General features: G+C 75.4%; 17 protein-coding genes and 1 riboswitch. Of the genes, 11 read left to right on the top strand and 6 right to left on the bottom strand.

Features of this window, described 5'->3' with window-relative positions:
* Positions 1 to 173 precede the first annotated feature (173 nt).
* Positions 174 to 794, top strand: a complete 621-nt coding sequence (locus NH602_RS08370) for a MerR family transcriptional regulator (RefSeq protein ID WP_073574898.1) — start codon at positions 174 to 176, stop codon at positions 792 to 794.
* 86 nt (positions 795 to 880) lie between these two features.
* Here the strand turns inward: NH602_RS08370 and NH602_RS08365 are convergent, their stop codons facing one another.
* Positions 881 to 1180 carry a YiaA/YiaB family inner membrane protein gene (locus tag NH602_RS08365; protein WP_062394965.1) on the bottom strand — a complete coding sequence of 100 codons (300 nt, stop codon included), beginning with the start codon at positions 1178 to 1180 and terminating at the stop codon, positions 881 to 883.
* Positions 1181 to 1253: 73 nt separating this feature from the next.
* A riboswitch (glycine riboswitch) is annotated at positions 1254 to 1348 on the top strand.
* A gap of 168 nt (positions 1349 to 1516) precedes the next feature.
* Here NH602_RS08365 and gcvP point away from each other — a divergent pair.
* Positions 1517 to 4408: an aminomethyl-transferring glycine dehydrogenase gene (gene gcvP / locus NH602_RS08360; RefSeq protein ID WP_253067488.1), complete on the top strand. Its 2892-nt coding sequence runs from the start codon at positions 1517 to 1519 to the stop codon at positions 4406 to 4408.
* Between the two features lie 53 nt (positions 4409 to 4461).
* Positions 4462 to 5847 carry a chloride channel protein gene (locus NH602_RS08355; RefSeq protein ID WP_179759872.1) on the top strand — a complete coding sequence of 462 codons (1386 nt, stop codon included), beginning with the start codon at positions 4462 to 4464 and terminating at the stop codon, positions 5845 to 5847.
* 86 nt (positions 5848 to 5933) lie between these two features.
* On the opposite strand, the gene NH602_RS08350 is transcribed toward NH602_RS08355, so the two are convergent.
* Together NH602_RS08350 and NH602_RS08345 are read right to left on the bottom strand one after the other, a co-directional pair.
* The gene (locus NH602_RS08350; RefSeq protein WP_374210144.1) at positions 5934 to 7835 is read right to left on the bottom strand and encodes a TIM barrel protein; all 1902 of its coding nucleotides are present in this window, start codon (positions 7833 to 7835) and stop codon (positions 5934 to 5936) included.
* Positions 7825 to 8748, bottom strand: coding sequence for a shikimate dehydrogenase (locus NH602_RS08345; protein ID WP_253067487.1), 924 nt, complete (start codon positions 8746 to 8748; stop codon positions 7825 to 7827). Before NH602_RS08345 ends, NH602_RS08350 begins: the two co-directional genes overlap by 11 nt.
* A gap of 143 nt (positions 8749 to 8891) precedes the next feature.
* Between NH602_RS08345 and NH602_RS08340 the strand changes: the two genes are divergently transcribed.
* On the top strand, positions 8892 to 9548 hold the full coding sequence (locus NH602_RS08340; RefSeq protein ID WP_073574895.1) for a TetR family transcriptional regulator: 657 nt from the start codon (positions 8892 to 8894) through the stop codon (positions 9546 to 9548).
* Between the two features lie 149 nt (positions 9549 to 9697).
* Positions 9698 to 11062 carry an MFS transporter gene (locus NH602_RS08335; RefSeq protein WP_179759871.1) on the top strand — a complete coding sequence of 455 codons (1365 nt, stop codon included), beginning with the start codon at positions 9698 to 9700 and terminating at the stop codon, positions 11060 to 11062.
* A 37-nt stretch (positions 11063 to 11099) separates the two neighbouring features.
* On the opposite strand, the gene NH602_RS08330 is transcribed toward NH602_RS08335, so the two are convergent.
* Positions 11100 to 12005: a LysR family transcriptional regulator gene (locus NH602_RS08330; protein WP_062394974.1), complete on the bottom strand. Its 906-nt coding sequence runs from the start codon at positions 12003 to 12005 to the stop codon at positions 11100 to 11102.
* A gap of 81 nt (positions 12006 to 12086) precedes the next feature.
* On the opposite strand from NH602_RS08330, the gene NH602_RS08325 reads away from it, so the two are divergent.
* The gene (locus tag NH602_RS08325) at positions 12087 to 13835 is read left to right on the top strand and encodes an acyclic terpene utilization AtuA family protein (protein WP_253067486.1); all 1749 of its coding nucleotides are present in this window, start codon (positions 12087 to 12089) and stop codon (positions 13833 to 13835) included.
* Entirely contained in the window at positions 13832 to 15343 is a 1512-nt protein-coding gene (locus NH602_RS08320; RefSeq protein ID WP_253067485.1) for a CoA transferase, read from the top strand. The genes NH602_RS08325 and NH602_RS08320 overlap by 4 nt, the downstream gene beginning before the upstream one ends.
* 37 nt (positions 15344 to 15380) lie before the next feature.
* On the opposite strand, the gene NH602_RS08315 is transcribed toward NH602_RS08320, so the two are convergent.
* Positions 15381 to 16454, bottom strand: coding sequence for a DUF368 domain-containing protein (locus tag NH602_RS08315; protein WP_253067484.1), 1074 nt, complete (start codon positions 16452 to 16454; stop codon positions 15381 to 15383).
* A 150-nt stretch (positions 16455 to 16604) separates the two neighbouring features.
* Here NH602_RS08315 and NH602_RS31620 point away from each other — a divergent pair, with 150 nt between their 5' ends.
* From NH602_RS31620 to NH602_RS08295, 4 genes are all read left to right on the top strand, one after another.
* The gene (locus NH602_RS31620; protein WP_305882396.1) at positions 16605 to 17285 is read left to right on the top strand and encodes a DUF4232 domain-containing protein; all 681 of its coding nucleotides are present in this window, start codon (positions 16605 to 16607) and stop codon (positions 17283 to 17285) included.
* 83 nt (positions 17286 to 17368) lie between these two features.
* The gene (locus tag NH602_RS08305) at positions 17369 to 19072 is read left to right on the top strand and encodes an ABC-ATPase domain-containing protein (RefSeq protein ID WP_253067483.1); all 1704 of its coding nucleotides are present in this window, start codon (positions 17369 to 17371) and stop codon (positions 19070 to 19072) included.
* Positions 19073 to 19126: 54 nt separating this feature from the next.
* Positions 19127 to 19987: an NAD(P)-dependent oxidoreductase gene (locus NH602_RS08300; protein ID WP_253067482.1), complete on the top strand. Its 861-nt coding sequence runs from the start codon at positions 19127 to 19129 to the stop codon at positions 19985 to 19987.
* A 126-nt stretch (positions 19988 to 20113) separates the two neighbouring features.
* Positions 20114 to 20311 (top strand): hypothetical protein, encoded by a 198-nt coding sequence (locus NH602_RS08295; protein WP_100877768.1) that lies wholly within the window; start codon positions 20114 to 20116, stop codon positions 20309 to 20311.
* A 4-nt stretch (positions 20312 to 20315) separates the two neighbouring features.
* Here NH602_RS08295 and NH602_RS08290 read toward each other — a convergent pair.
* A partial coding sequence (locus NH602_RS08290) for a 3-methyladenine DNA glycosylase (protein WP_253067481.1) occupies positions 20316 to 21071 on the bottom strand: 756 nt, incomplete at its 5' end.

Below are 21071 nucleotides of genomic sequence, written 5' to 3'. Positions count from 1 at the left end.
ACCGTTCACCGACGTCACCGACCGTTCGGCGGCTGTACGCCCTCCGTACCCGGCAACCCGGGCGGGTGTCCGGTACGCCCGGGTCGGCGAGCCGCGTTGACCGCCTCGGCCACTGGGCCTACCGTCATCACGACTGATGACATCCGTGGAACTCATCCACTACCCAGAGTCACATGGTAGGAGAGGTCACGGTCCCGACCGAGGGAGAACGCGCGGTGCAGACGCCACCACCCGAGGGGCCGGGTCAGGGAGAGCTGTTCCCGGACCCGCTCGTCGGTGAGGGGCTCGACGGGGTGACCGACCGCCTGGTCGGCTTCCGCGGGCCCACCGCGTGCCAGGTCGTCGGCATCACCTACCGGCAGCTGGACTACTGGGCCCGCACCGGGCTGGTCGTGCCGTCGATCCGCGGCGCCGCCGGGTCGGGCAGCCAGCGGCTGTACTCCTTCAAGGACGTCCTCGTCCTCAAGATCGTGAAGCGGCTGCTCGACGCCGGTGTCTCGCTGCAGAACATCCGGATCGCCGTCGAGCACCTGCGCCGGCGCGGGATCCGCGACCTGGCCGGCATCACCCTGTTCTCCGACGGCACCACCGTCTACGAGTGCACCTCCCCGGAGGAGGTCGTCGACCTGCTGCAGGGCGGCCAGGGCGTGTTCGGGATCGCGGTGTCCGGGGCGATGCGCGAGATCTCCGGCGTCATCAAGGACTTCCCGGCCGAGCGGGCCGACGGCGGCACCGTCGACGAGGCACCCGAGGACGAGCTGGCCCGCCGCCGCGCGCGCCGCGCGATCTCCTGACGCCGCTCCGGCAGGCCTACGCGACGGCGTCGATGCGCCGCTCCGGCAGGCCTACGCGACGGCGTCGACGGGCCGCTCCGGCAGGCCTACGCGACGGCGCGGAACGGGTCGTGCTCGGCCAGCAGCTTCTCCATCCGCGCCTGGTCGACCCGGTTGACCACGGTCAGGCTGTCCTGCCGGTCCCGAACGCACTTCGCCAGGGTGAACGCCGAGGTGATCGCGTACAGCACGGCGATGGCGAGGAACGCCTTCACCCACCCGTCGACGGGCAGGTAGACGGTTCCGACGACGACGGCCGCGAGCGACACGCCGAAGGACAGCATCGCCTGCGTGTGGAACGCGGCGGTGGTGGCCGGGGTGGTGTTCGGAGCGCTGGTGTTCGACATGGCAGGAAGTGTGACGAGCCGGCGCAGGCGGCGACGCCGCAGAACTACGCAGGTAGGCTGGCCCGGTAGTCGTCGACGCCGCGCGGGAGAGCCCCGGGGAACGAGCCCGGGCGCCGAAGGAGCAACCCCTTCCCGGAATCTCTCAGGCACACGGACCGCGCGGTCGAGGCGCCTCTGGAAAGCGACGGGCCGCACACGCACGCGGGGCGCCCGTCCGCCGACGGGGAAAGCCGGAAGCCTCCGGTGAATCTCTCAGGCGCCCGGTCTGCGGGTACGGACAGAGGGGGAGGGGCCAGTCGCCCTGCCCCGATCCGCCCGACGACCTCCGGAGGCGCCGTGAGCCCGACGTCCGAGCACCGTCCCACCCTCGCCGAGCTGGAGCGGGGGCTCCCGTTCGCCGAGCGCCACATCGGGCCCCGCCCCGATGACCTGGCCCGGATGCTGGAGGTGCTGGGCGTCGACTCCCTCGACGCGCTCGCCGCCCGCGCGGTGCCCGACACCATCCGCGACGACGCACCGGTCGGTGCCTCGCTGCCCGCGCCGGTCGGCGAGGCCGAGATGCTGGCCGAGCTGCGCGAGCTGGCCGGGCGCAACACCGTCACCGTCCCGATGATCGGCTACGGCTACCACGGCACCCGCACCCCGTCGGTGATCCGCCGGAACGTGCTGGAGAACCCGGCCTGGTACACCGCGTACACGCCGTACCAGCCCGAGATCAGCCAGGGCAGGCTCGAGGCCCTGCTGACCTTCCAGACGATGGTGTCCGACCTGACCGGGCTGCCGGTCGCCGGCGCCTCGTTGCTCGACGAGGCCACCGCCGCCGCCGAGGCGATGACGCTGCTGCGCCGGGCCAACCGCTCGACGAGCCCGCGGTTCGTCGTCGACGCCGACACCGTGGCCCAGACCGTGGACGTGCTGCGCACCCGCGCCGAGCCGCTCGGCATCGAGCTGGTCGTCGCCGACCTCGGCGACGGCGTGCTGCCCGAGGGCGAGTTCTTCGGGATGCTGCTGTCCTACCCGGGCGCGTCGGGCCGGGTCGCCGACCCGTCGGCGCTGGTCGAGGCCGCGCACGGGCGCGGGGCTCTCGTCGCCGTCGCGGCGGACCTGCTGGCCCTGACCCTGCTCACCCCGCCCGGGGAGTTCGGCGCGGACGCCGCGGTCGGGTCCACCCAGCGCTTCGGGGTGCCGCTCGGCTTCGGCGGCCCGCACGCGGGCTACCTCTCGGTCGGGCAGCGCCACGCCCGCCAGCTGCCGGGACGCCTGGTCGGGGTCTCCCGCGACGCCGACGGCCACTACGCCCTGCGGCTGGCGCTGCAGACCCGCGAGCAGCACATCCGCCGGGAGAAGGCCACCTCCAACATCTGCACCGCGCAGGTCCTGCTCGCGGTCATGGCCGCCTGCTACGGGGTGCACCACGGCCCGGACGGGTTGCGCGACATCGCCACCCGCACCCACCGGATGGCCGCGGTGCTCGCCGCAGGTCTGCGCTCGGGCGGGGTGGAGATCGTCCACGACGCGTTCTTCGACTCCGTGCTCGCCCGCGTCCCCGGCCGCGCCGACGCCGTCGTCGCCGCCGCGCACGACGCCGGGATCGCGCTGCGCCGCGCTTCGGACGACGAGGTCGGCGTCGCCACCTCGGAGATCACCACCGTGGCGCACCTGCACGCGGTGTGGGCGGCGTTCGGCGTCACCGGGGTGGACGTCGCCGCGCTCGACGGGGACACCGCCGACGCGCTGCCCGCGGGCCTGCGCCGCGCGAGCGAGTACCTCACGCACCCGACGTTCCACGAGTTCCGGTCCGAGACCGCGCTGATGCGGTGGCTGCGCCGTCTCGCCGACGCCGACCTCGCACTGGACCGCACGATGATCCCCCTGGGCTCGTGCACCATGAAGCTCAACGCCGCCGCCGAGATGGAGGCGGTGACCTGGCCGCAGTTCGCCGACCTGCACCCGCTCGCGCCGGAGTCCGACACCGCCGGCACCCGGGAGATGATCGACCAGCTGGAGACCTGGCTGGCCGACCTCACCGGCTACGCCGCGGTGTCGCTGCAGCCCAACGCGGGCAGCCAGGGCGAGCTCGCCGGGCTGCTCGCCATCGCCGCGTACCACCGCAGCCGCGGGGCGACCGACCGCGACGTCTGCCTGATCCCGGCCTCCGCGCACGGCACCAACGCCGCCTCGGCGATCATGGCCGGGCTGCGGGTGGTGGTCGTCGGGACCGCACCGGGCGGCGACGTCGACCTCGACGACCTGCACGCGAAGATCGCCGAGCACGGCGACCGGCTCGCTGCGCTGATGATCACCTACCCGTCGACGCACGGCGTCTACGAGGCCGGGGTCCGCGACGTGTGCGCCGCCGTGCACGACGCCGGCGGCCAGGTCTACGTCGACGGCGCCAACCTCAACGCGCTGGTCGGGGTCGCCCGCCCGGGGGCCTTCGGCGGCGACGTCAGCCACCTCAACCTGCACAAGACCTTCTGCATCCCGCACGGCGGCGGTGGGCCCGGCGTCGGCCCGGTCGCCGTGGCCGAGCACCTGGCGCCGTTCCTGCCCGGGCGCACGCCCCGGTCCGACGGCGGCGTCGGCCCGGTGTCGGCCGCCCGCCACGGCTCGCCCGGCGTCCTGCCGATCTCCTGGGCGTACCTGCGGATGATGGGCCTGGACGGGATGCGCCGCGCCACGCTGACCGCGGTGGCGGCCGCCAACTACGTCGCCACCCGGCTGCGGGAGCACTTCCCGGTGCTCTACGCGGGCGCCGACGGCACGGTCGCCCACGAGTGCATCCTCGACCTGCGCACGCTGACCAAGGAGACCGGGGTGACCGTCGACGACGTCGCCAAGCGGCTCATCGACCACGGCATCCACGCCCCGACCATGTCCTTCCCGGTGGCCGGGACGCTGATGGTCGAGCCCACCGAGTCCGAGGACCTCGCCGAGATCGAGCGGTTCGTCGCCGCGATGGTGTCGATCCGCGGTGAGATCGACCGGGTCGCCGCAGGGGAGTGGCCCGCCGAGGACAACCCGCTGCGGAACGCCCCGCACACCGCGGCCTGCCTGGCCGACGACAAGTGGGACCACCCGTACCCGCGGGAGCTGGCCGCGTACCCGACCGGGGTCACCCCGGGGGTGCACGACCGGAAGGTGTGGCCGCCGGTGCGCCGGATCGACGGCGCCCACGGCGACCGGAACCTGGTCTGCTCCTGCCCGCCGCCGGATGCCTTCGCCTGATCGGGCACCGGCCCGCCGGGCGAATGTCCGGACAGGGCGGGGATCATGGCGGGGTGTCACGCCGACCGAGTGAGCGCCTCCGGGTCCCCGCCCCCGTCCTGCGGACGCGCGTCGGGTCGAAGCGGGCCGCCACCGACCAGCCCAACGTCACCGGCGACGGCGCGTCGCCGCTGACCGTCCGGTTCTGGCTGCTGCTCGTCGTGACCGGGGTCGCCGCCGGGCTGTCCGGGATCGTGCTGATGGCGCTGCTGCACGCGGTGTCGGAGTGGGCCTGGGGGTCCGGGGCGGCGGAGGGGTTCCAGGCGGCGGTCGAGCGGGCCGACGCCTGGGGGCGGGTGTGGCCGCTGCTGGTGGCGGGGCTCGTCGCCGGGGTCGGCGGGTACCTGCTGCGCCGGTTCGTGCCCGGCCGCACCGACGTCGACGACGCGATCTGGACCGGCGACGCGCGGCTCGGGGTGCGCCGCAGCACCGGCACCGCGGCGCTGTCGGAGGTGGTCGTCGGGCTGGGCGCCTCGCTCGGCCGGGAGGCCGCGCCCAAGCTGATGGGCGGGGTGTGGGGCGCGGTCCTGGCCGGCTGGGGCGGGCTGTCGCTCGAGCAGCGACGGCTGCTTGTCGCCTGCGGCGCGGGCGCCGGGCTGGCCTGCGTCTACGACGTGCCGCTGGGCGGAGCGCTGTTCACCGCCGAGGTGCTCGTCGGCACCGTGCGGCTGCCGGTGGTGCTGCCCGCCCTGGCCTGCACCGCGACCGCCACCGTCGTCGCCTGGCTGTACCTGCCCGCCGGGCGGGTCTACCCCGGCCTCCCGGTCCCGGCGGCGACGCCGTCGCTGCTGGTGTGGGCGGTGCCCGCGGGCGTGCTGATCGGGGTGCTCGCGACCGGCTGGGTCCGGCTGATCGGGTTCGTGTCGCACCACGGGCCCCGGCGGACGTGGTGGCGGATCGCCGCCCCGGTCGTCGCGTTCGGGCTGCTCGGTGTGGCCGGGCTGGCGTTCCCGCAGCTCTACGGCAACGGCGCGGACCTGGCCGAGCAGGCCTTCCTGGGCGGCGGGGCGCTGCTGGTGTTCGCGGCGCTGGCCGTGCTGAAGCCGTTGGTGACGGCGATGTGCCTGGGCAGCGGCGCGTCCGGCGGGCTGTTCACCCCGACGCTGTGCACCGGCGCGCTGCTCGGGGCCGCGCTCGGCGTGGCCTGGTCGGCGCTGTGGCCGGGCACCCCGGTCGGCACGTTCGCCCTGGTCGGGGCGGCCGCGATGATCGGGGCCGGGATGCAGGCGCCGCTGGCCGGCCTGGTGCTGGTGCTGGAACTGACCGGCACCGGGTTCGGGATCGCCGTCCCACTGGTCGCCGCGACGCTGGTGGCGACCGCGGTGGCCCGGTGGCTCGACGGGTACTCGATCTACTCGGCGCGCCTGGCCGCGCAGCCGTCGCCGGAGCAGTCGACCTGAGACCGGGCGATCAGGTCCCCGGCAGCGGGGCGGCGTGCGCGGGGCCGGGACCTCCCCGACGACGGCCGCGACGCCGGCGGGACCGCTCAGCCACGGGCCAGCCGGGACCGGCGGTGGGCCGCCATCCGGACCGGGGCGTCCGGCCAGCCGTGCCCGTCGTGCGTGCCGGTGCGCTGCACCAGGGCGAGGAACAGCCGTCCGCCGAGCAGCTCGGTGCAGACCTGCAGGTAGTCGCCGTGCGCGTCGCGGTCGTGCAGGACCCCGAGCTCCCGGTAGGCGGCGACGGTGCCCGCGGGCAGGTCGAGCCGGGCGGCCAGGTCGTCGTGGTAGTTGGCGGGCACCGCGAGCAGCGGCACCCCGGCGGCCCGTGCCGCGGCCGCGGTGGCGAGCACGTCGTCGCAGGCCAGGGCCACGTACTGCGGGTCGGCGACGGCCGGGCTCCAGTCCCCGCGACGCAGCACCGACACGGTCAGCGCGAGCCGGACCCGGCGCCGGGGGTCGGCGAGCGCCCGGCTGCGGACCAGCCCGAACGGGGCCGCGTACTCCCCGTCGCCGACCGGGTCCAGGCCGAGGACGGCACGGTGGAACAGCACCGCCTCGTCGAACGCGTCGTAGGGCTGGGTCAGGCCGACGTGGTCGATCCCGGTGATCCCGGTCCCGGGGGCGGGCGCTTCGTCGACGCCGACGAAGTCGTGCGGCCAGGGCGGGCCGTGCGTGGCGTCCGGGCCCGCGTCGCTGGAGGTGCGGCACAGGAACAGCGCAGTGCCGTCCGGTGCGGGGATCTCGGCGAACTCGGCCTCCCCCGGCCCGGTCGCGCGGGGGACCGGGGAGGCACAGAGCCGGGCGGCCCGGCGGGCGGAGGCGTCCGGGTCGGGGGACTCGACGGCGATCGCCGCGACCGCACCGGACCCGGTGCCCGCCGCGTTGACGAGCAGCCGCGCACCGCCCTGCTCGAAGCGCTCCACCTGCTTGGTGCGGTGCACCCCGGTACGGCTGAACCCCAGTGCACGCAGCACCCGGCCCAGCTCCGGGCCCGCGGTCAGCTCGACGAACGCGGTCCCGTCGAGGGACGGCGCCGCGGTGGCGACCGGGTCGGTCCCGGCACCGGCCAGCGCGGTGGCCTCGGCGAGGGCGATCAGCGAGCGGCGGGCGTCGACGGCGGTCCGGACCGGGTCGGACTGGCGGAAGACGTCGTTGAACACCTCCAGCGACAGCGGCCCGGCGTACCCGGCCGCCAGCACCGGGGCGAGGAACGCGGGCAGGTCGAACCCGCCCTGACCGGGGAACAGCCGGTGGTGACGGCTCCAGGAGAGCACGTCCATCGACAGCTCCCGGGCGTCGGCGAGCTGCAGGAAGAACAGCTTCCCGCCGGGGACCTCGGCGATCGGGGCCGGGTCCGAGCCGCGGGCCAGGACGTGGAAGGAGTCCAGGCAGAGGCCGAGTGCGGGGTGGTCGGCGGCGCGCACGGCGTCCCAGGACGCGTCCCAGGTGTCGACGTGCCTGCCCCAGGCGAGCGCCTCGTAGGCGATGCGCAGCCCGCGCTCGTGGGCGCGGGCTGCGAGGGTGTGCAGCTGGGCGGCGAGCAGGTCGGCGTCGGCGGCGGGGTCGACGGCGTCGGGGGACACCGAGGAGCACACCAGCACGGTGTCGGCGCCGAGCCCCGCCATGACCTCGAAGGTCGCGTCCGCGCGGCGCAGGTTCGCCGCGAACCGGTCGGGGTCGGTCGAGTCGATGTCGCGCAGCGGCTGATAGAGGTCCACCGACAGGCCCAGGTCGCGGCAGCGGGCGCCGATCGCCGCCGGGGACCCGGGGTCGGCGAGCAGGTCCGGCGCGAAGATCTCGACGCCGTCGAACCCGGCGGTCGCGGCGGCGGCGAGCTTGTCCTCCAGCGTGCCGGACACGCAGACCGTGGCCAGGGACAGGCGCGCGGTCCCGGCGGCCGGGGTTCCGGTGGGCACGGTTCCGGTGGGCACGGTCTCAGGCGACACGTGCGGCCTCCTGCTCGGCGGTGATCAGCTCGGCGAGGTGGGCGAGCATCCGCGCCGGGTCCGGTGCGACGCCGGTGAACAGCCGGAACGCCTCCGCGGCCTGGTGCACGGCCATCGCGCCGCCGTCGACGGTGCGGCAGCCCGCGGCGCGCGCGGCACCCAGCAGCGCGGTGTCCAGCGGCCGGTAGACGATCTCGGCGACCCACGGGCGGGTCGCGAGCAGCGCGGGGTCGAACGGCAGGCCTGGGTGCTCGGCCATCCCCACCGGTGTGGCGTGCACGAGGCCGTCGGCGCCGGGGAGCAGCGCGGCCAGCTCCGGCGACGGGTGGCCGGTGGCCTGCGCGCCCGGAACCAGGTGCGGGGTCACCGACGCGGCGAGCGCGGCGGCCCGGTCCCCGTCGACGTCGACCACCTGCAGGACGCCGACTCCCTCGCGGGCCATGGCGTAGGCGGCCGCGGCGCCGGCGCCCCCGGCACCCAGCAGCACGACCCGGCCCGTCGCGGCGCCGGGCAGCCCGGCCCGCCAGCCGTCGCGGAACCCGGTCCAGTCGGTGTTGTGCCCGGTCATCGACCCGTCCGTGCCGATGACGACGGTGTTGACCGCGCCGACGGCGGCGGCGTCCGGGGCGAGGGCGTCGAGGTGGCCGATCACGCGCTGCTTGCAGGGATGGGTGATGTTGAGGCCCGCGTGACCCTGGGCACGGGCCCGGCGGAGCAGGTCGCCGACGCCGTCCGGCGCGACCCCGAGGACGTCGAGGTCGAAGCGCCGGTAGGTCAGGTCCAGGCCGTGCGCGGCGCCCTCGCGCTCGTGCAGGGCAGGCGACAGCGACGGACCGATGCCGGCGCCGATCAACCCCGTCCGCACCCGTGTGCCGGTTCCGGTGTCGCGCCGGGTCTCGCTGCTGCTCCGCACGGATCCCTCCTCGGATCTATGTACCGTACGGTTAGTTGTACCGGACGGTGGACGGATCGGCCAGGGGAGACGGCCGGCGATCCGTAGAGTCCGGGGACGCCGCCGGGATCCCGGCGGCGCGGACCGGCGGAGGGGGTACCGCAGTGGCAGCGGCACCGGAGGACGGCGTCCGGCAGCGCGACGCCGAGCGCACCCGCACCGAGATCCTGGACGAGGCGACCGCGGAGTTCGCCGACCGGGGACTGGCCGGGGCGCGGGTCGACGAGATCGCCGCGCGCACCCGGACCACCAAGCGGATGCTCTACTACTACTTCGGCTCGAAACAGGGTCTCTACCTGGCCGTTCTCGAACGGGCCTACGCCGGGATCCGGGCACTGGAGCAGCAGCTGTCGGTGTCGGACCTCAACCCGGCGCGGGCGGTGCGTGCGGTCGCCGAGCTCACCTTCGACCACCACGAGGCGCACCCGGACTTCATCCGGCTGGTCGCGATCGAGAACATCCACCACGCCGAGCACCTGCGGTCCTCCCCGTTGCGCGAGGGGCTGGCCGGGCCCGCGGTCGGAGTGCTGGAGCCGATCCTCGCCCGCGGCCGGGAGACCGGCATGTTCCGCGACGACGTCGACGCCTTCGACGTCCACGTGCTGATCAGCTCGTTCTGCGTGTTCCGGGTGGCCAACCGGCACACCGTCTCGGCCATCTTCGGCCGCGACCTGCTGGACCCGGCCCGCCGGGCGCACTACCGGCGCATGGTCGGTGACCTGGTGGTGGAGTACCTGACCGCCCGCGTCGGACAGGACTGACGGGACCGGCGTCCATCCGGCTCTTGACACGCGTCGCGGCGCAACTCACTATTCGGTACGTAACCAGACGGTACAGAAGCGAGCGGCCCGCCGCCCGGGAGCCGTCGTCCACACCAGTGCCTGCAACGTCGCACACGCCGGGAGCCACCGTGAGCCAGCAACCGTCCGCCGCCGCGCCGAGCGCGCCGCAGGCGCAGCCGACACGGGCCGCCCTGGCCGCGTGGATCGGCAGCGCCCTGGAGTACTACGACTTCTTCATCTACGGCACCGCCGCGGCGCTGGTGTTCAACAAGGTGTTCTTCCCCGACTCCAGCCCGGTCGCCGGCACGCTGCTGTCGCTGGCCACCTTCGGCTTCGGCTACGTCGCCCGCCCGCTCGGTGCGGTGCTCTTCGGTCACATCGGTGACCGGCTGGGGCGCAAGAAGGTGCTGGTCGCGACGCTGATGATGATGGGGGTCGCGACGCTGGCGATCGGGTTCCTGCCCACCTACGACCAGGTCGGGGTGCTCGCCCCGGCGCTGCTGGTGACCTGCCGGCTGCTGCAGGGCCTGTCCGCGGGCGGTGAGCAGGCCGGCGCGAACTCGATGACGCTGGAGCACTCCCCGCAGGGCCGCCGCGCGTTCTTCACCAGCTTCACCCTGTCCGGGACCCAGGGCGGGCAGATCATCGCGACCGCGGTGTTCCTGCCGATCGCGCTGCTGCCCGAGGACGCGCTGCTGTCCTGGGGCTGGCGGGTGCCGTTCTGGGCGAGCGTGCTGGTGATGGTCGCCGGTGTGCTGATCCGGCGGACGCTGCACGAGACCCCGGTGTTCACCACCGAGGTCGCCGACACCGACGGCGCGCCGAAGGCGAAGGACGAGCTCCCGATCGCCGCGCTGTTCCGCGGCCACTGGCCGAACCTGCTGCGTGTCACCCTCGCCGCGACGGTGGCCTCGGTCAGCACCCTGATGACGGTGTTCGCGCTGTCGTTCGCGGTCAACACCGTCGGCCTGGAGCGCTCGACCATGCTGTGGGTCGTCGTGAGCGCGAACGTCGTCGCCCTCGCCGCCATCCCGCTGTTCGCCGTCCTGGCCGACCGGATCGGGCGGCGCCCGGTGTTCATCGCCGGGGCGCTGGGCAGCGGGGTGCTGCTCGCCGCCTACCTGTGGGCCGTGTCCACCGGTGAGTACCTGCTGGTCTTCGGCATCGGCATCCTGCTGTCGGGGATCGTCTACAGCGCCGCCAACGGCGTGTGGCCCTCGTTCTACGGCGAGATGTTCCCGGCCAGGGTCCGCCTGACCGGTATGGCCGTCGGCACCCAGATCGGCTTCGCGTTCGGCGGGTTCGCCCCCACCATCGCCGCCGCGCTGGCCGCGAACAGCGTCAGCGGCTGGCTGCCGGTCGCCGTGTTCGGCGGTGTGATCTGCCTGGTGGCGGCGGCGTCGGCCTGGTCGGCCCGGGAGACCGCGCACCTGTCCCTCGACGAGATCGAGGCCGGTTTCGAGGCCCGTGACCGGGTCCCGGCCCGCGTCTGACCCCGATCGCTCCCGTCCCGCAGCGGGCCCCGTGGCGTCACGCCACGGGGCCCGTCGGCGTCCCGGCCGCGGCCGCCAGCACCCCGACGACGTCGCCGGGGTCGGCGGCCCGGTCACCGCGCCACACCGCATCGGTGCCGAGCCGCACCTGTGCCCCGGTCACCGGCAGCACGTGCACCGGCTCCCCGACGAACGCCTTGTGCGTGGCGCCGGACCCCAGTCCGACCAGCGTGAACGCCTCCCCGGCGGCGACGACGTGGGTGAGGTCGCCCGGGTTGTGGGTGTCGAGCTCGATCCGCCGGTGCACGCCGTGCCGGGCGAGCAGCTCCCCGGTGGCCCGGTAGACCGCCGGGGCGGCGTCGTAGCGGATGGACACGTACGGCAGCTCCGCCAGCTCCTCGAGGCGGACCTCGGTGCGGTCGTCGAAGCCGCGCCCGTGCCCGACGGCGACGGCGGCCGGCCGGGTGTCCACCCGCCGCACGGTCAGCCCGGGGTCGTCGCTCCCGCCGTGCAGGAACGCCAGGTCCAGCTCGCGGCGGGCGACCGCACGGGCCAGCTCCGCGCTGGTCCCGGGCCGGATCCGCACTGCCAGCTCCGGGCGGGCGGCCCGGAGCCGTTCCAGGAACCCGTCGCGGACCGCCGCGGTCACGTCCGGCGCCATCCCCACCACGACGACCGGGTGCCCGTCCGCGGCGGCCAGCGCGCCGGGCAGCGCCTCCACCCGGGCCACGATGTCGCGGGCCCGCGGCAGCAGCGCCCGTCCGGCCGCGGTGAGCGCCATCCCGCGCGCGGACCGGGTGAACAGCGGCGCGCCGAGCTCCCGCTCCAGGTCGCGGACCCGCCGCGACAACGGCGACGCGGCGAGGTGCAGCCGGGCCGCCGCCCGGGTCAGGTTCAGCTCGTCGGCGACGGCGAGGAAGTACCGCAGATGGAACAGCTCCACGGAGCATGACCCTAGAGGTCACGTCCGCCTGCACGTATCGGTCCTGGTGGCGGCGCTGACCGGCGCCTTACCGTGACCGGCATGGCCTCCCGTCCCGTGCGCATCGCGAACGTCTCCGGGTACCTCGGCGACCGGTACACCGCCGTCGACGAGGCGATGGCCGGTGACCCGGTCGACGTCCTGATGGGCGACTACCTCGCCGAGATCACCCTCGCCGCGCTCGCCGCCGCGGCCGGGCGCGGCGGCCCCGGCTACGTCGCCTACGCCCTGGACCAGCTCACCCCGCACCTGCCCGAGATCGCCCGGCGCGGGATCCGGGTCGTCACCAACGCGGGCGGGTTCGACCCGGCCGGGATGGCGCGGGAGCTGCGCGGCCGGATCGCGGCGGCCGGGCTGCCGCTGCGGGTGGCGCACGTCGCCGGGGACGGGGTGTTCGACCGGCTCGCCGACTTCCACACCGACGGCCACGGGCTGGAGCACCTCGACACCGGCGCCCCGCTCAAGGACTGGGGCTTCGCCCCGATCGCCGCGAACGCCTACCTCGGCGGCTTCGGGATCGCCGCCGCGCTGGCCGCCGGCGCCGACGTCGTCGTGACCGGGCGGGTCACCGACGCCTCGCTCACCGCCGGCCCGGCCGCCTGGTGGCACGGCTGGGGCCCCGACGAGTTCGACGCGCTGGCCGGCGCGGTCACCGCCGGGCACGTCATCGAGTGCGGCGCGCACGCCACCGGCGGCAACTTCTCCGGGTTCCGGTCGGTGCCCGGCATGCTGCGCCCCGGCTTCCCGATCGCCGAGGTCGCCGCCGACGGCTCCTCGGTGATCACCAAGCACGCCCGCGACGGCGGCACCGTCACCGTGGACACCGTCACCGCGCAGCTGCTCTACGAGATCCAGGGCCCCCGCTACCTGAACCCCGACGTCACCGTGCACCTCGACACCGTGCGGCTGAGCCAGGAGGGCCCGGACCGGGTCGCGATCGGCCCCGTCACCGGGTCCCCGCCGCCGCCCACGGCGAAGGTCGCGATGTTCGCCCCGATCGGCTACGAGATCTCCACGATGCTGTTCTGCACCGCCCCGGACGTCGAGGGCAAGGTGGAGCTGCTGCGCACCCAGCTGCGTGCCGCGCTGGAGGGGCACGTCGACTCCCTCGAGGTCACCCCGCTCGGCGTCGCCGCGGTCGACCCGCCGACCCAGTGGGCGGCGACCGTCCCGATCCGGGTGATCGCGACCGCCCGCGAGAGGGAACCGCTGCTCCGGTTCGCACCGGCCGTCGGGTCGCTGTACCTGCAGGGCTTCCCCGGCTTCCACCACGACGGGCACGCGCCACGGGCGTCGCAGCCGTGGCCGCGGATCGAGTACTGGCCCGCGCTGCTGGAGTCCGCGCTGCTCGACCACCACGCCGTCCTCGACGACGGCAGCCGGGTCGAGGTCCCGCGTGCCACCCGGACCGCCACCCCGGAGGAGACCGTGCAGCCGGTGCACCCGGAGCCGGACCTGCCCGCACCGACCGGCCCGCGCGCCGAGCTGGGCGAGTACACGTGGGCCCGGGCGGGGGACAAGGGCGGCAACGCCAACGTGGGCGTGTGGTGCCGCGACCCCGCGCACTGGGAGTGGCTGCGTGCCACCCTGACCACCGGGCGGGCGGCCGCGCTGCTCCCCGAGGCGGGGGGCCGCATCGTCCGCCACGAGTTCCCGCACCTGCGCGCGGTGCACCTGGTGCTCGTCGGGCTGCTCGGTTCGGGCGGCTCGGCCAACCTGCGCGTGGACCAGATCGGCAAGTCCGTGGGCGAGTACCTGCGGGCCCGGCACGTGGAAGGACCCACCGCATGACCACCACCGGCGCCACGACCGCCGAGCGCATCCTCGCGAACGTCGCGTCCCCCGCCACCGACGACGCCTTCGACCCCGGCGCGGCCCTCGACGGGCTGCTGGGCTGCGTCGGGATGAGCGGCGCCGACGCCGGCGGGCGGGTCGGTTTCGTCGGCGCCGACCCGGTCGTGCCCAGCGCGCTGCGCCTCGGCGGCGGTGCGGCCGTTGCGCTCGCGGCGAAGTCGGTCGGGATGGCCGCGGTGCACCGCGACCGCGGCGGCGACGGCCAGGACGTCACCGTCGACGTGCGCCGCGCCCCGCACCGGCTCTGCCCGTTCTACGACCGCCGCTGGGAGCTGGTGAACGGCCATCCCGCCGCCAGCCCGGCGATCACCTCGCAGGCGCTCGGGTTCTCCTTCCACCGCACCCGCGACGACCGCTGGGTGATGCCGCTCAACCCCTATCCGGCACTGCGGGCCCGGGCGGAGACCTTCCTCGGGGTGCCCGAGAGCGGCGTCGCCGACGCGGTCGCCCGGTGGGACGCCGCCGAGCTGGAGGCGGCCGCGAGCGACGCCGGCATCGTCATGCCGATGGCCCGCACCCCCGCCGAGTGGCTCGCGACCGAGCAGCACGCGGCGCTGGCCGGCACCCCGCCGATCACCCTGCGCCGCATCGGCGACGCCCCGCCCGAGCCGTTCCCGCGGCGCCGCCGCGCCGACCTGCCGCTGGACGGGCTGCGCGCGCTCGGGATGGGTCACGTCATCGCCGGCGCCGGGACCGGCCGGGCGCTGGCCCTGCACGGCGCGGATGTGCTCAACATCTGGCGCCCCACGGAGTTCGAGCACGACAGCACCTACGTCACCGCGAACGTCGGCGTGCGGTCCGCCACGGTGGACCCGCACGCCGCCGACGGCGCCGCGCTGCTGCGCGGGCTGCTCGCCGACGCCGACGTGTTCTACGCCAACCGTCGCCCCGGCTACCTGGCCCGGCTCGGGCTGTCCGCCGAGGAGGCCGCCGCGGTGCGGCCCGGCATCGTGCACGCCTCGAACACCCTGCACGGGCCGGTCGGGCCGTGGGCGCACCGCGTCGGGTTCGACCAGTCCGCGGGCACCCTGGTCGGGATGATGACCCTGGAGGGCGGCTCGGCCACCGACCCGACGGTGGCGCCCCGGCTCTCACCGATCCTGGTCGTCAACGACTACATCGTGTCCTGGCTGACCGCCGCCGGGGTCGCGGCGGCACTGCGCCGCCGCGCGGTGGAGGGCGGCTCCTGGGCGGTGGAGGTGTCGCTGGCCCGGGCCGCGCTCTGGATGCTGGAGCTCGGGGTCCTCGACCTCGGCTACGCCCGCGAGGTCGCGGGCACCGGCGAGCGCCACGCCTACCCCGCCCCGGAGACGTTCACCGCGCAGACACCGCTGGGGCACTACCAGGGGGTGACCGACCAGGTCACGATGAGCGCGACGCCGGGGGAGTACCGCACGGTTCTCGTCCCCCGCGGCTCCGGACGCCCGGAGTGGGGGGAGCGCTGAGCCGGGCGCCCGGCCGTCGGAATCCCGGGCCCGCCGATCAGCGGTCGCGGCGCGGCGGCGGCTCCACCCGGGGGATCGGGCGGGTCACGTCGGCGTGGTCCACGGTCGGGTCCACGGCCCGGCCCACGGTGCGGTGCGCGCCCGGGTCCGCGACGGGTCCCGGGACGCGGTCCATGACCTGGGTCGTGGCCTGGTCAGGGGCGTGCTCGGAGGTGTCGTCCGGGGCGGCCGGGGCCGCCGACCCGTCCACCCGCCGCTCGACGGCCATGATCGCCAGGACGGCCGCGGCGCCGGCCGCGGCCGGCAGCAGCATCCACCACCAGCCCGGGTCGGGCGCCAGCACACCGCGGGCGTCGTCCTGCCAGGGCCACAGCGCCCGCAGCGCCCCCAGCAGTACCCCGATCATGATCACCATCAGGGTGCGGCGGTGGTGCTCCAGCAGCCAGGTCAGCACCGACACGAAGCTCGCGAGCCCCAGCACGGCGCCGAGCCCGAACACGGCGATGTAGGCCAGGTCGAGGTCGCGCACCGCGCGCAGGGTCGGCTCGTAGAGCCCGAACACCAGCAGCAGGAACGACCCGGAGAAGCCCGGCAGCACCAGCGCGCACACCGCGATCGCCGCGGCCAGTCCGACCAGCGGCATCGGTGGGCGGCCCTCGCCGGCGGCCGGGGGGAGCGCGCTGACCGCGAACGTCACCGTGAACGCGACGACGACCAGCGCCCACTCCCGCAGCCCGCGCAGCCGTCCGGTGATCCGCAGCGGTACCGCCACCGACGCGGCGACCATCCCCAGGAACACCGCCCGGGCGCCGACGGGGTGGTCCTCGATCAGCCCCGGGAGCACCTGCGACGCCGCTACGACCGCCAGCACCATGCCCAGTGCGACGGGGAGCAGCAGGCCCCAGTCCAGCCGTCGCAGCTCCTCGCGGGGCGCCACGTCACCGCCCGCCGCGCCCGGAAGCAGACCCCGGGCCGCGGCGACGAGGTGGGCCCCCTGGGCGATCAGGCGCTCGTAGATCCCGACGACCAGGGCCATGGTCCCGCCGCTGACCCCCGGGACGGTCTCGACCACGCCGATCGCGGCCCCACGGGCCAGGTGAATACCGGACATACGCGACAACACAGGGCAGGACGGTACCGACCGGGCGACGATCGGGGACGGACGGGTGAATTCTCGTTCGCATCACGAAGGATCGGGGCAACCGGTTGCGTGCCGATACGTCCGAAGAGACGTACAGACCATGACGATCGGGGGACTGACATGGACGGGTACGTCATGCACCGCACCGCCCGCTGGGCCGTGACCATCGCCGCCTGCGGCGCCGTGCTGGCCGGTTGCGGGGGCGGTGGTGACTGGCCGGCGGCCGCCGGGTCCGGTGGCGCCTCCGCCACCCCGGGCCCCGCCGCGCCGACGACGAGCGCCCCGGTGTCCGACGCCGGGGGTGCCGGATCGGCCGGGGGAGCCGGGAACGGTGGTACCCACACCGGCACCGGTGGCGCCGAGGCGGGCGGCGACGAGCGCTGCCACACCTCCGAGCTCGCCGGCTCGGTCGCGGCCGACCCGGGCGGCGGCGCCGCGGGCTCGTCGTACGCGACGCTGACGCTGCGCAACCAGGGCGGCCGCACCTGCTACGTGCGGGGCTTCCCCGGCGTGTCCTACGTCGGCGGCGACGACGGCCACCAGATCGGCCCGGCCGCCGCGATGCAGGGCGGGCACGGCGACCCGGTGCGCCTCGCCCCCGGCGGGACCGCCGGTGCGACACTGCGGGTGGTGAACGTGCGCAACTTCGACGAGGCGGCCTGCCGCCCGACGGCCGTGCGCGGCCTGCGCGTCTACCCGCCCGGCGAGACCGACTCGCTGTTCGTCCCGATGGAGGGCACCGGCTGCGCCGCCACCCCGCCCGGGGACCAGCTGGTGATCCAGGCGTTCACCACGCGCTGACCCGCGCCCGGCCCGGTCCGCCACGGACCGGGCCCGGCGGGGTCAACGGGTGGCCGCCGCGACGGTGGAGGAGAGAACCCCGCATGACCCCGCACGACCGCCCGGACGCGCCCCGCCGGCGTGGCGACGTCGCCACGCTCGGTCACCGGCTGCAGGACCTCGACGGAGCCTCGTACCGCTCCTACAAGGGCCTCACCGGCGTCTGGACGGGTGAGGACGGCTACGACCTCGAGATCCGGACGGTGCAGGCCGACCCGTTCGCGCCGCCGTCGCGGCTGCGGGTGACCGTGCCCGCCCGGACCGCCGGACTGCCGACCGGCCTGTACGACGGCCCCGTCCGGGCGCGGGCGCTCGCCGGGTTCCTCGCCCGCGCCCTGCGCCGTGCCCTGGAGGGCAGCACCCTGCGGGTGGACGCGGGCGGCCAGGAGGTGCTCGACCGCAGCGCGGTCCGCATCCGGCCCGACGGCACGGTCGTCGCCGAGCTGTCGGTCCCGCTGCCCGGCCGTGGTCGCCGGATCGACGGCCGGGCCGCGGCCGCCGCGGTGACGGTCGTGCTGCCCCGCGCGGTGCTCGGCGCGCTGCGCTGGGAGACAGCCGACACCGCCGCGGCGCAGGAGTTCGTGGAGACCGTGGAGGACGCGGGTGCCCTGCGCGACGCGCTGGCCGGTCGTGGCCTGGTCGGGTTCGTCGCCGACGGCGCGGTGCTGCCGCGGCTCTCCGGTGTCGACGACCGGCCGCTGGCCGGCGGGGTCCCGTTCGTCTCCCCGCCGGAGCTGCGGGTGACCCTGGACGTCCCGCACCGCGGCACGGTGACCGGGATGGGCGTCCCCGAGGGGGTCACGCTGATCGTCGGCGGTGGCTACCACGGCAAGTCCACGCTGCTGCGCGCGCTGGAGAGCGGCGTGTACGACCACGTCCCCGGCGACGGCCGTGAGTTCGTCGTCGCCCGTGCCGACACGGTGTCGGTACGCGCCGAGGACGAGCGCTCGGTGCAGCGCGTCGACGTGTCGGCCTTCGTCACCGGTCTGCCGTCCGGTAATCCCACCGACGACTTCTCGACGGAGTCGGCGTCCGGGTCGACCTCCCAGGCCGCCGCCACGGTCGAGGCGCTGGAGGCCGGTGCCGGCGTGCTGCTGATCGACGAGGACACCGCCGCCACCAACGCCATGATCCGCGACGACCGGATGCGCGCGCTGATCCCGGCCGAGCCGCTGGTCCCGTTCGTCGAGCGGGTCCGGCCGCTGCACCGCGGGCACGGGGTGTCCACCGTGCTCGTCATGGGCGGGTCGGGGGAGTACCTCGACCGCGCCGACACGGTGGTCCTGCTGCAGGACTACACCGCCTCCGAGGTCACCGGGCGGGCCCGGGAGATCGCCGGGCGGGCGGACGAGGCGGGCGACACCGCGTTCCCGGCGTTCGCGCGCCGCGAGTTCGGCCCCCGCAGCGTGGACGCCTCGGTGCGCGGCCGGCGCCGGGTCACCGCCCGTGGCCGCGGCCGGCTCACCTTCGGCGCCGACGACATCGACCTGTCCGCGATCGCCCAGCTCGCCGACCCCGGCCAGACCACCGGCGTCGGGTGCGCCCTGGCCGCCCTCGACCTGCGCGGGGTCACCCTCGCACAGGCCCTGGACCGGCTGGAGGAGGCGGTGCGCCGCGAGGGGCCCGACGCGATCACCCGGGGCGCCCCCGTGGACGTCGCGGTCCCGCGGCGGCACGAGGTCGCGGCCGCCCTGAACCGACTGCGACCGGCGCGTGTGACCCACCTCCACAGAAACGGTCAGATCTGACTGTTACAGTGCGCTCCGAGCACGTGCACCGACGCACCGTCACCGGAGGACCCCATGACCCAGCCTGCCCAGCGGGACCTGAACGGCCGCACCATCGTCATGTCCGGCGGCAGCCGTGGCATCGGCCTCGCGATCCTGCTCGCGGCCGCCCGCCGCGGCGCCAACTCCGTCATCCTGGCCAAGACCGACCAGCCCGACCCGCGGCTGCCCGGCACCGTGCACACCGCGGTCGCCGAGATCGAGCAGGCCGGCGGGAGGGCCGTCGCCGTCGTCGGCGACGTGCGGGTCGAGGAGGACGTGGACCGCGCCGTCGCGACCGCCGTCGAGACCTTCGGCGGCGTCGACATCGTCGTCAACAACGCCAGTGCGCTGAACATGAGCGGCACCGCCGACGTCACGCCCAAGCGCTACGACCTCATGCAGTCGATCAACTCGCGCGGCACCTACCTGCTGACCCGGGCCGCGCTGGACCACCTGAAGGCCTCCGACGACGCGCAGGTTCTCACCCTGTCCCCGCCGATCAACCTCGACCCGAAGTGGCTCGGGGAGTTCCCGCCCTACATGCTCTCCAAGTACGGCATGTCGCTGCTGACCCTGGGCTGGGCGCACGAGTTCGCCGGCGACGGCATCCGGGCCAACTGCCTGTGGCCGCGCACCACCATCGCCACCGCGGCCGTGGTCAACCTGCTCGGCGGCGACGACGCCGGCAAGCGGGCCCGCACCCCGGGGATCATGGCCGACGCCGCAGTGGCCGTCCTGACCGACCCGGCCCGCCCCACCGGGCAGACCTTCCTCGACGACGAGGTGCTCGCCGCACACGGCGTCACCGACCTCGCCCCGTACGGCGACTCCGAGCACAACGACATCGACTTCTTCATCGAGGGCACCGACCCGGCCGACCTCCCGGCGCACTAGTGCTCCGACGGTGACCGGTTGACCCCATCGGGTGAGGCCCGGAACCGGCGGGACCGGGTGCGCGACCCCTCACGACGGCGCGGGCACCCGTCCGGCCACCCCGGACCGACGACGAGGAGCACCCGAGTGCGACACATCGCCACCTTCTGCGGCAGCTGCAACTGCGGATGCCCCGAGCTGTACGTCGACGACGCCGCCGCGCCGGAGAAGCGCATCGTGGTCACCGACGACTTCGGCCAGCGCGTGCAGATGAGCGTGGACCAGTTCGCCGACCTGGTCGCCTCGGCCCGCAACGGCCTGCTGGACGACCTCGTCGCGGGCTGAGGAGCTAGGCGGTCGCGGGGCCGTCGGGGACCTCCCCGGCGGCCCCGTCGTCGTTCCCGGGACGGTCATCGGCCCCGGCGAGGCGCCCCGCGAGGTCGATCAGCTCCTCGCGCAACGGCGCCGCCCGCTCGGCGAACCCGGCCTGGGCGCGGGCGTACTCGGCGCGCCCGGCGGGGGTCTCGATCGGCACCGGGTCGAACCCGTGGGCGGACAGGTCGTAGGGGGAGGCCCGCATGTCCAGCTCGCGCACGTCCGCGGCCAGGGCGAAGCAGTCGGCCACGACCTCCGACGGCACCGCCGGGGCGAGCTTGTAGGCCCACTTGTAGAGGTCCATCGTCGCGTGCAGACAGCCCGGCTGCTCCATCTCGACCTGTCGCTCCCGGGTCGGGACGAGCTCGTTTCGCGGGGCCGCGGCGCCGGTGAAGAACCGGTAGGCGTCGTAGTGGGTGCAGCTGATCCGTGCCGACTCGACGACGGCGTCGGTGCCCGCCCGCCCGAGGCGCAGCGGCACCGTGTCGCGGTGCCGGGCGTCGTCGGTGCGGTAGACCATCGCCCACTCGTGCAGGCCGAAGCAGCCCAGCCGGGGCGCCCGGGAGCGGGTCGCGGTGAGCAGCCGGTGCACGAACGCCGCCGTCGTCCGCAGCCGCGCCGGCGCCGCCGCGGGGTCGAACAGCACCGTGCCGTCGGGCCGGGTGACGTGGCCGGGGCGGTCGGCGAGCTCCGCGGCGTCGGCCAGCGCCACGCCGGGGCCCGGGTCCCA

Source organism: Pseudonocardia sp. McavD-2-B, from assembly GCF_024124365.1.
Taxonomy (GTDB): domain Bacteria; phylum Actinomycetota; class Actinomycetes; order Mycobacteriales; family Pseudonocardiaceae; genus Pseudonocardia; species Pseudonocardia alni.
Note: the sequence above shows the minus strand (reverse complement) of the source record. Positions and strands in the feature narration are given on the sequence as shown.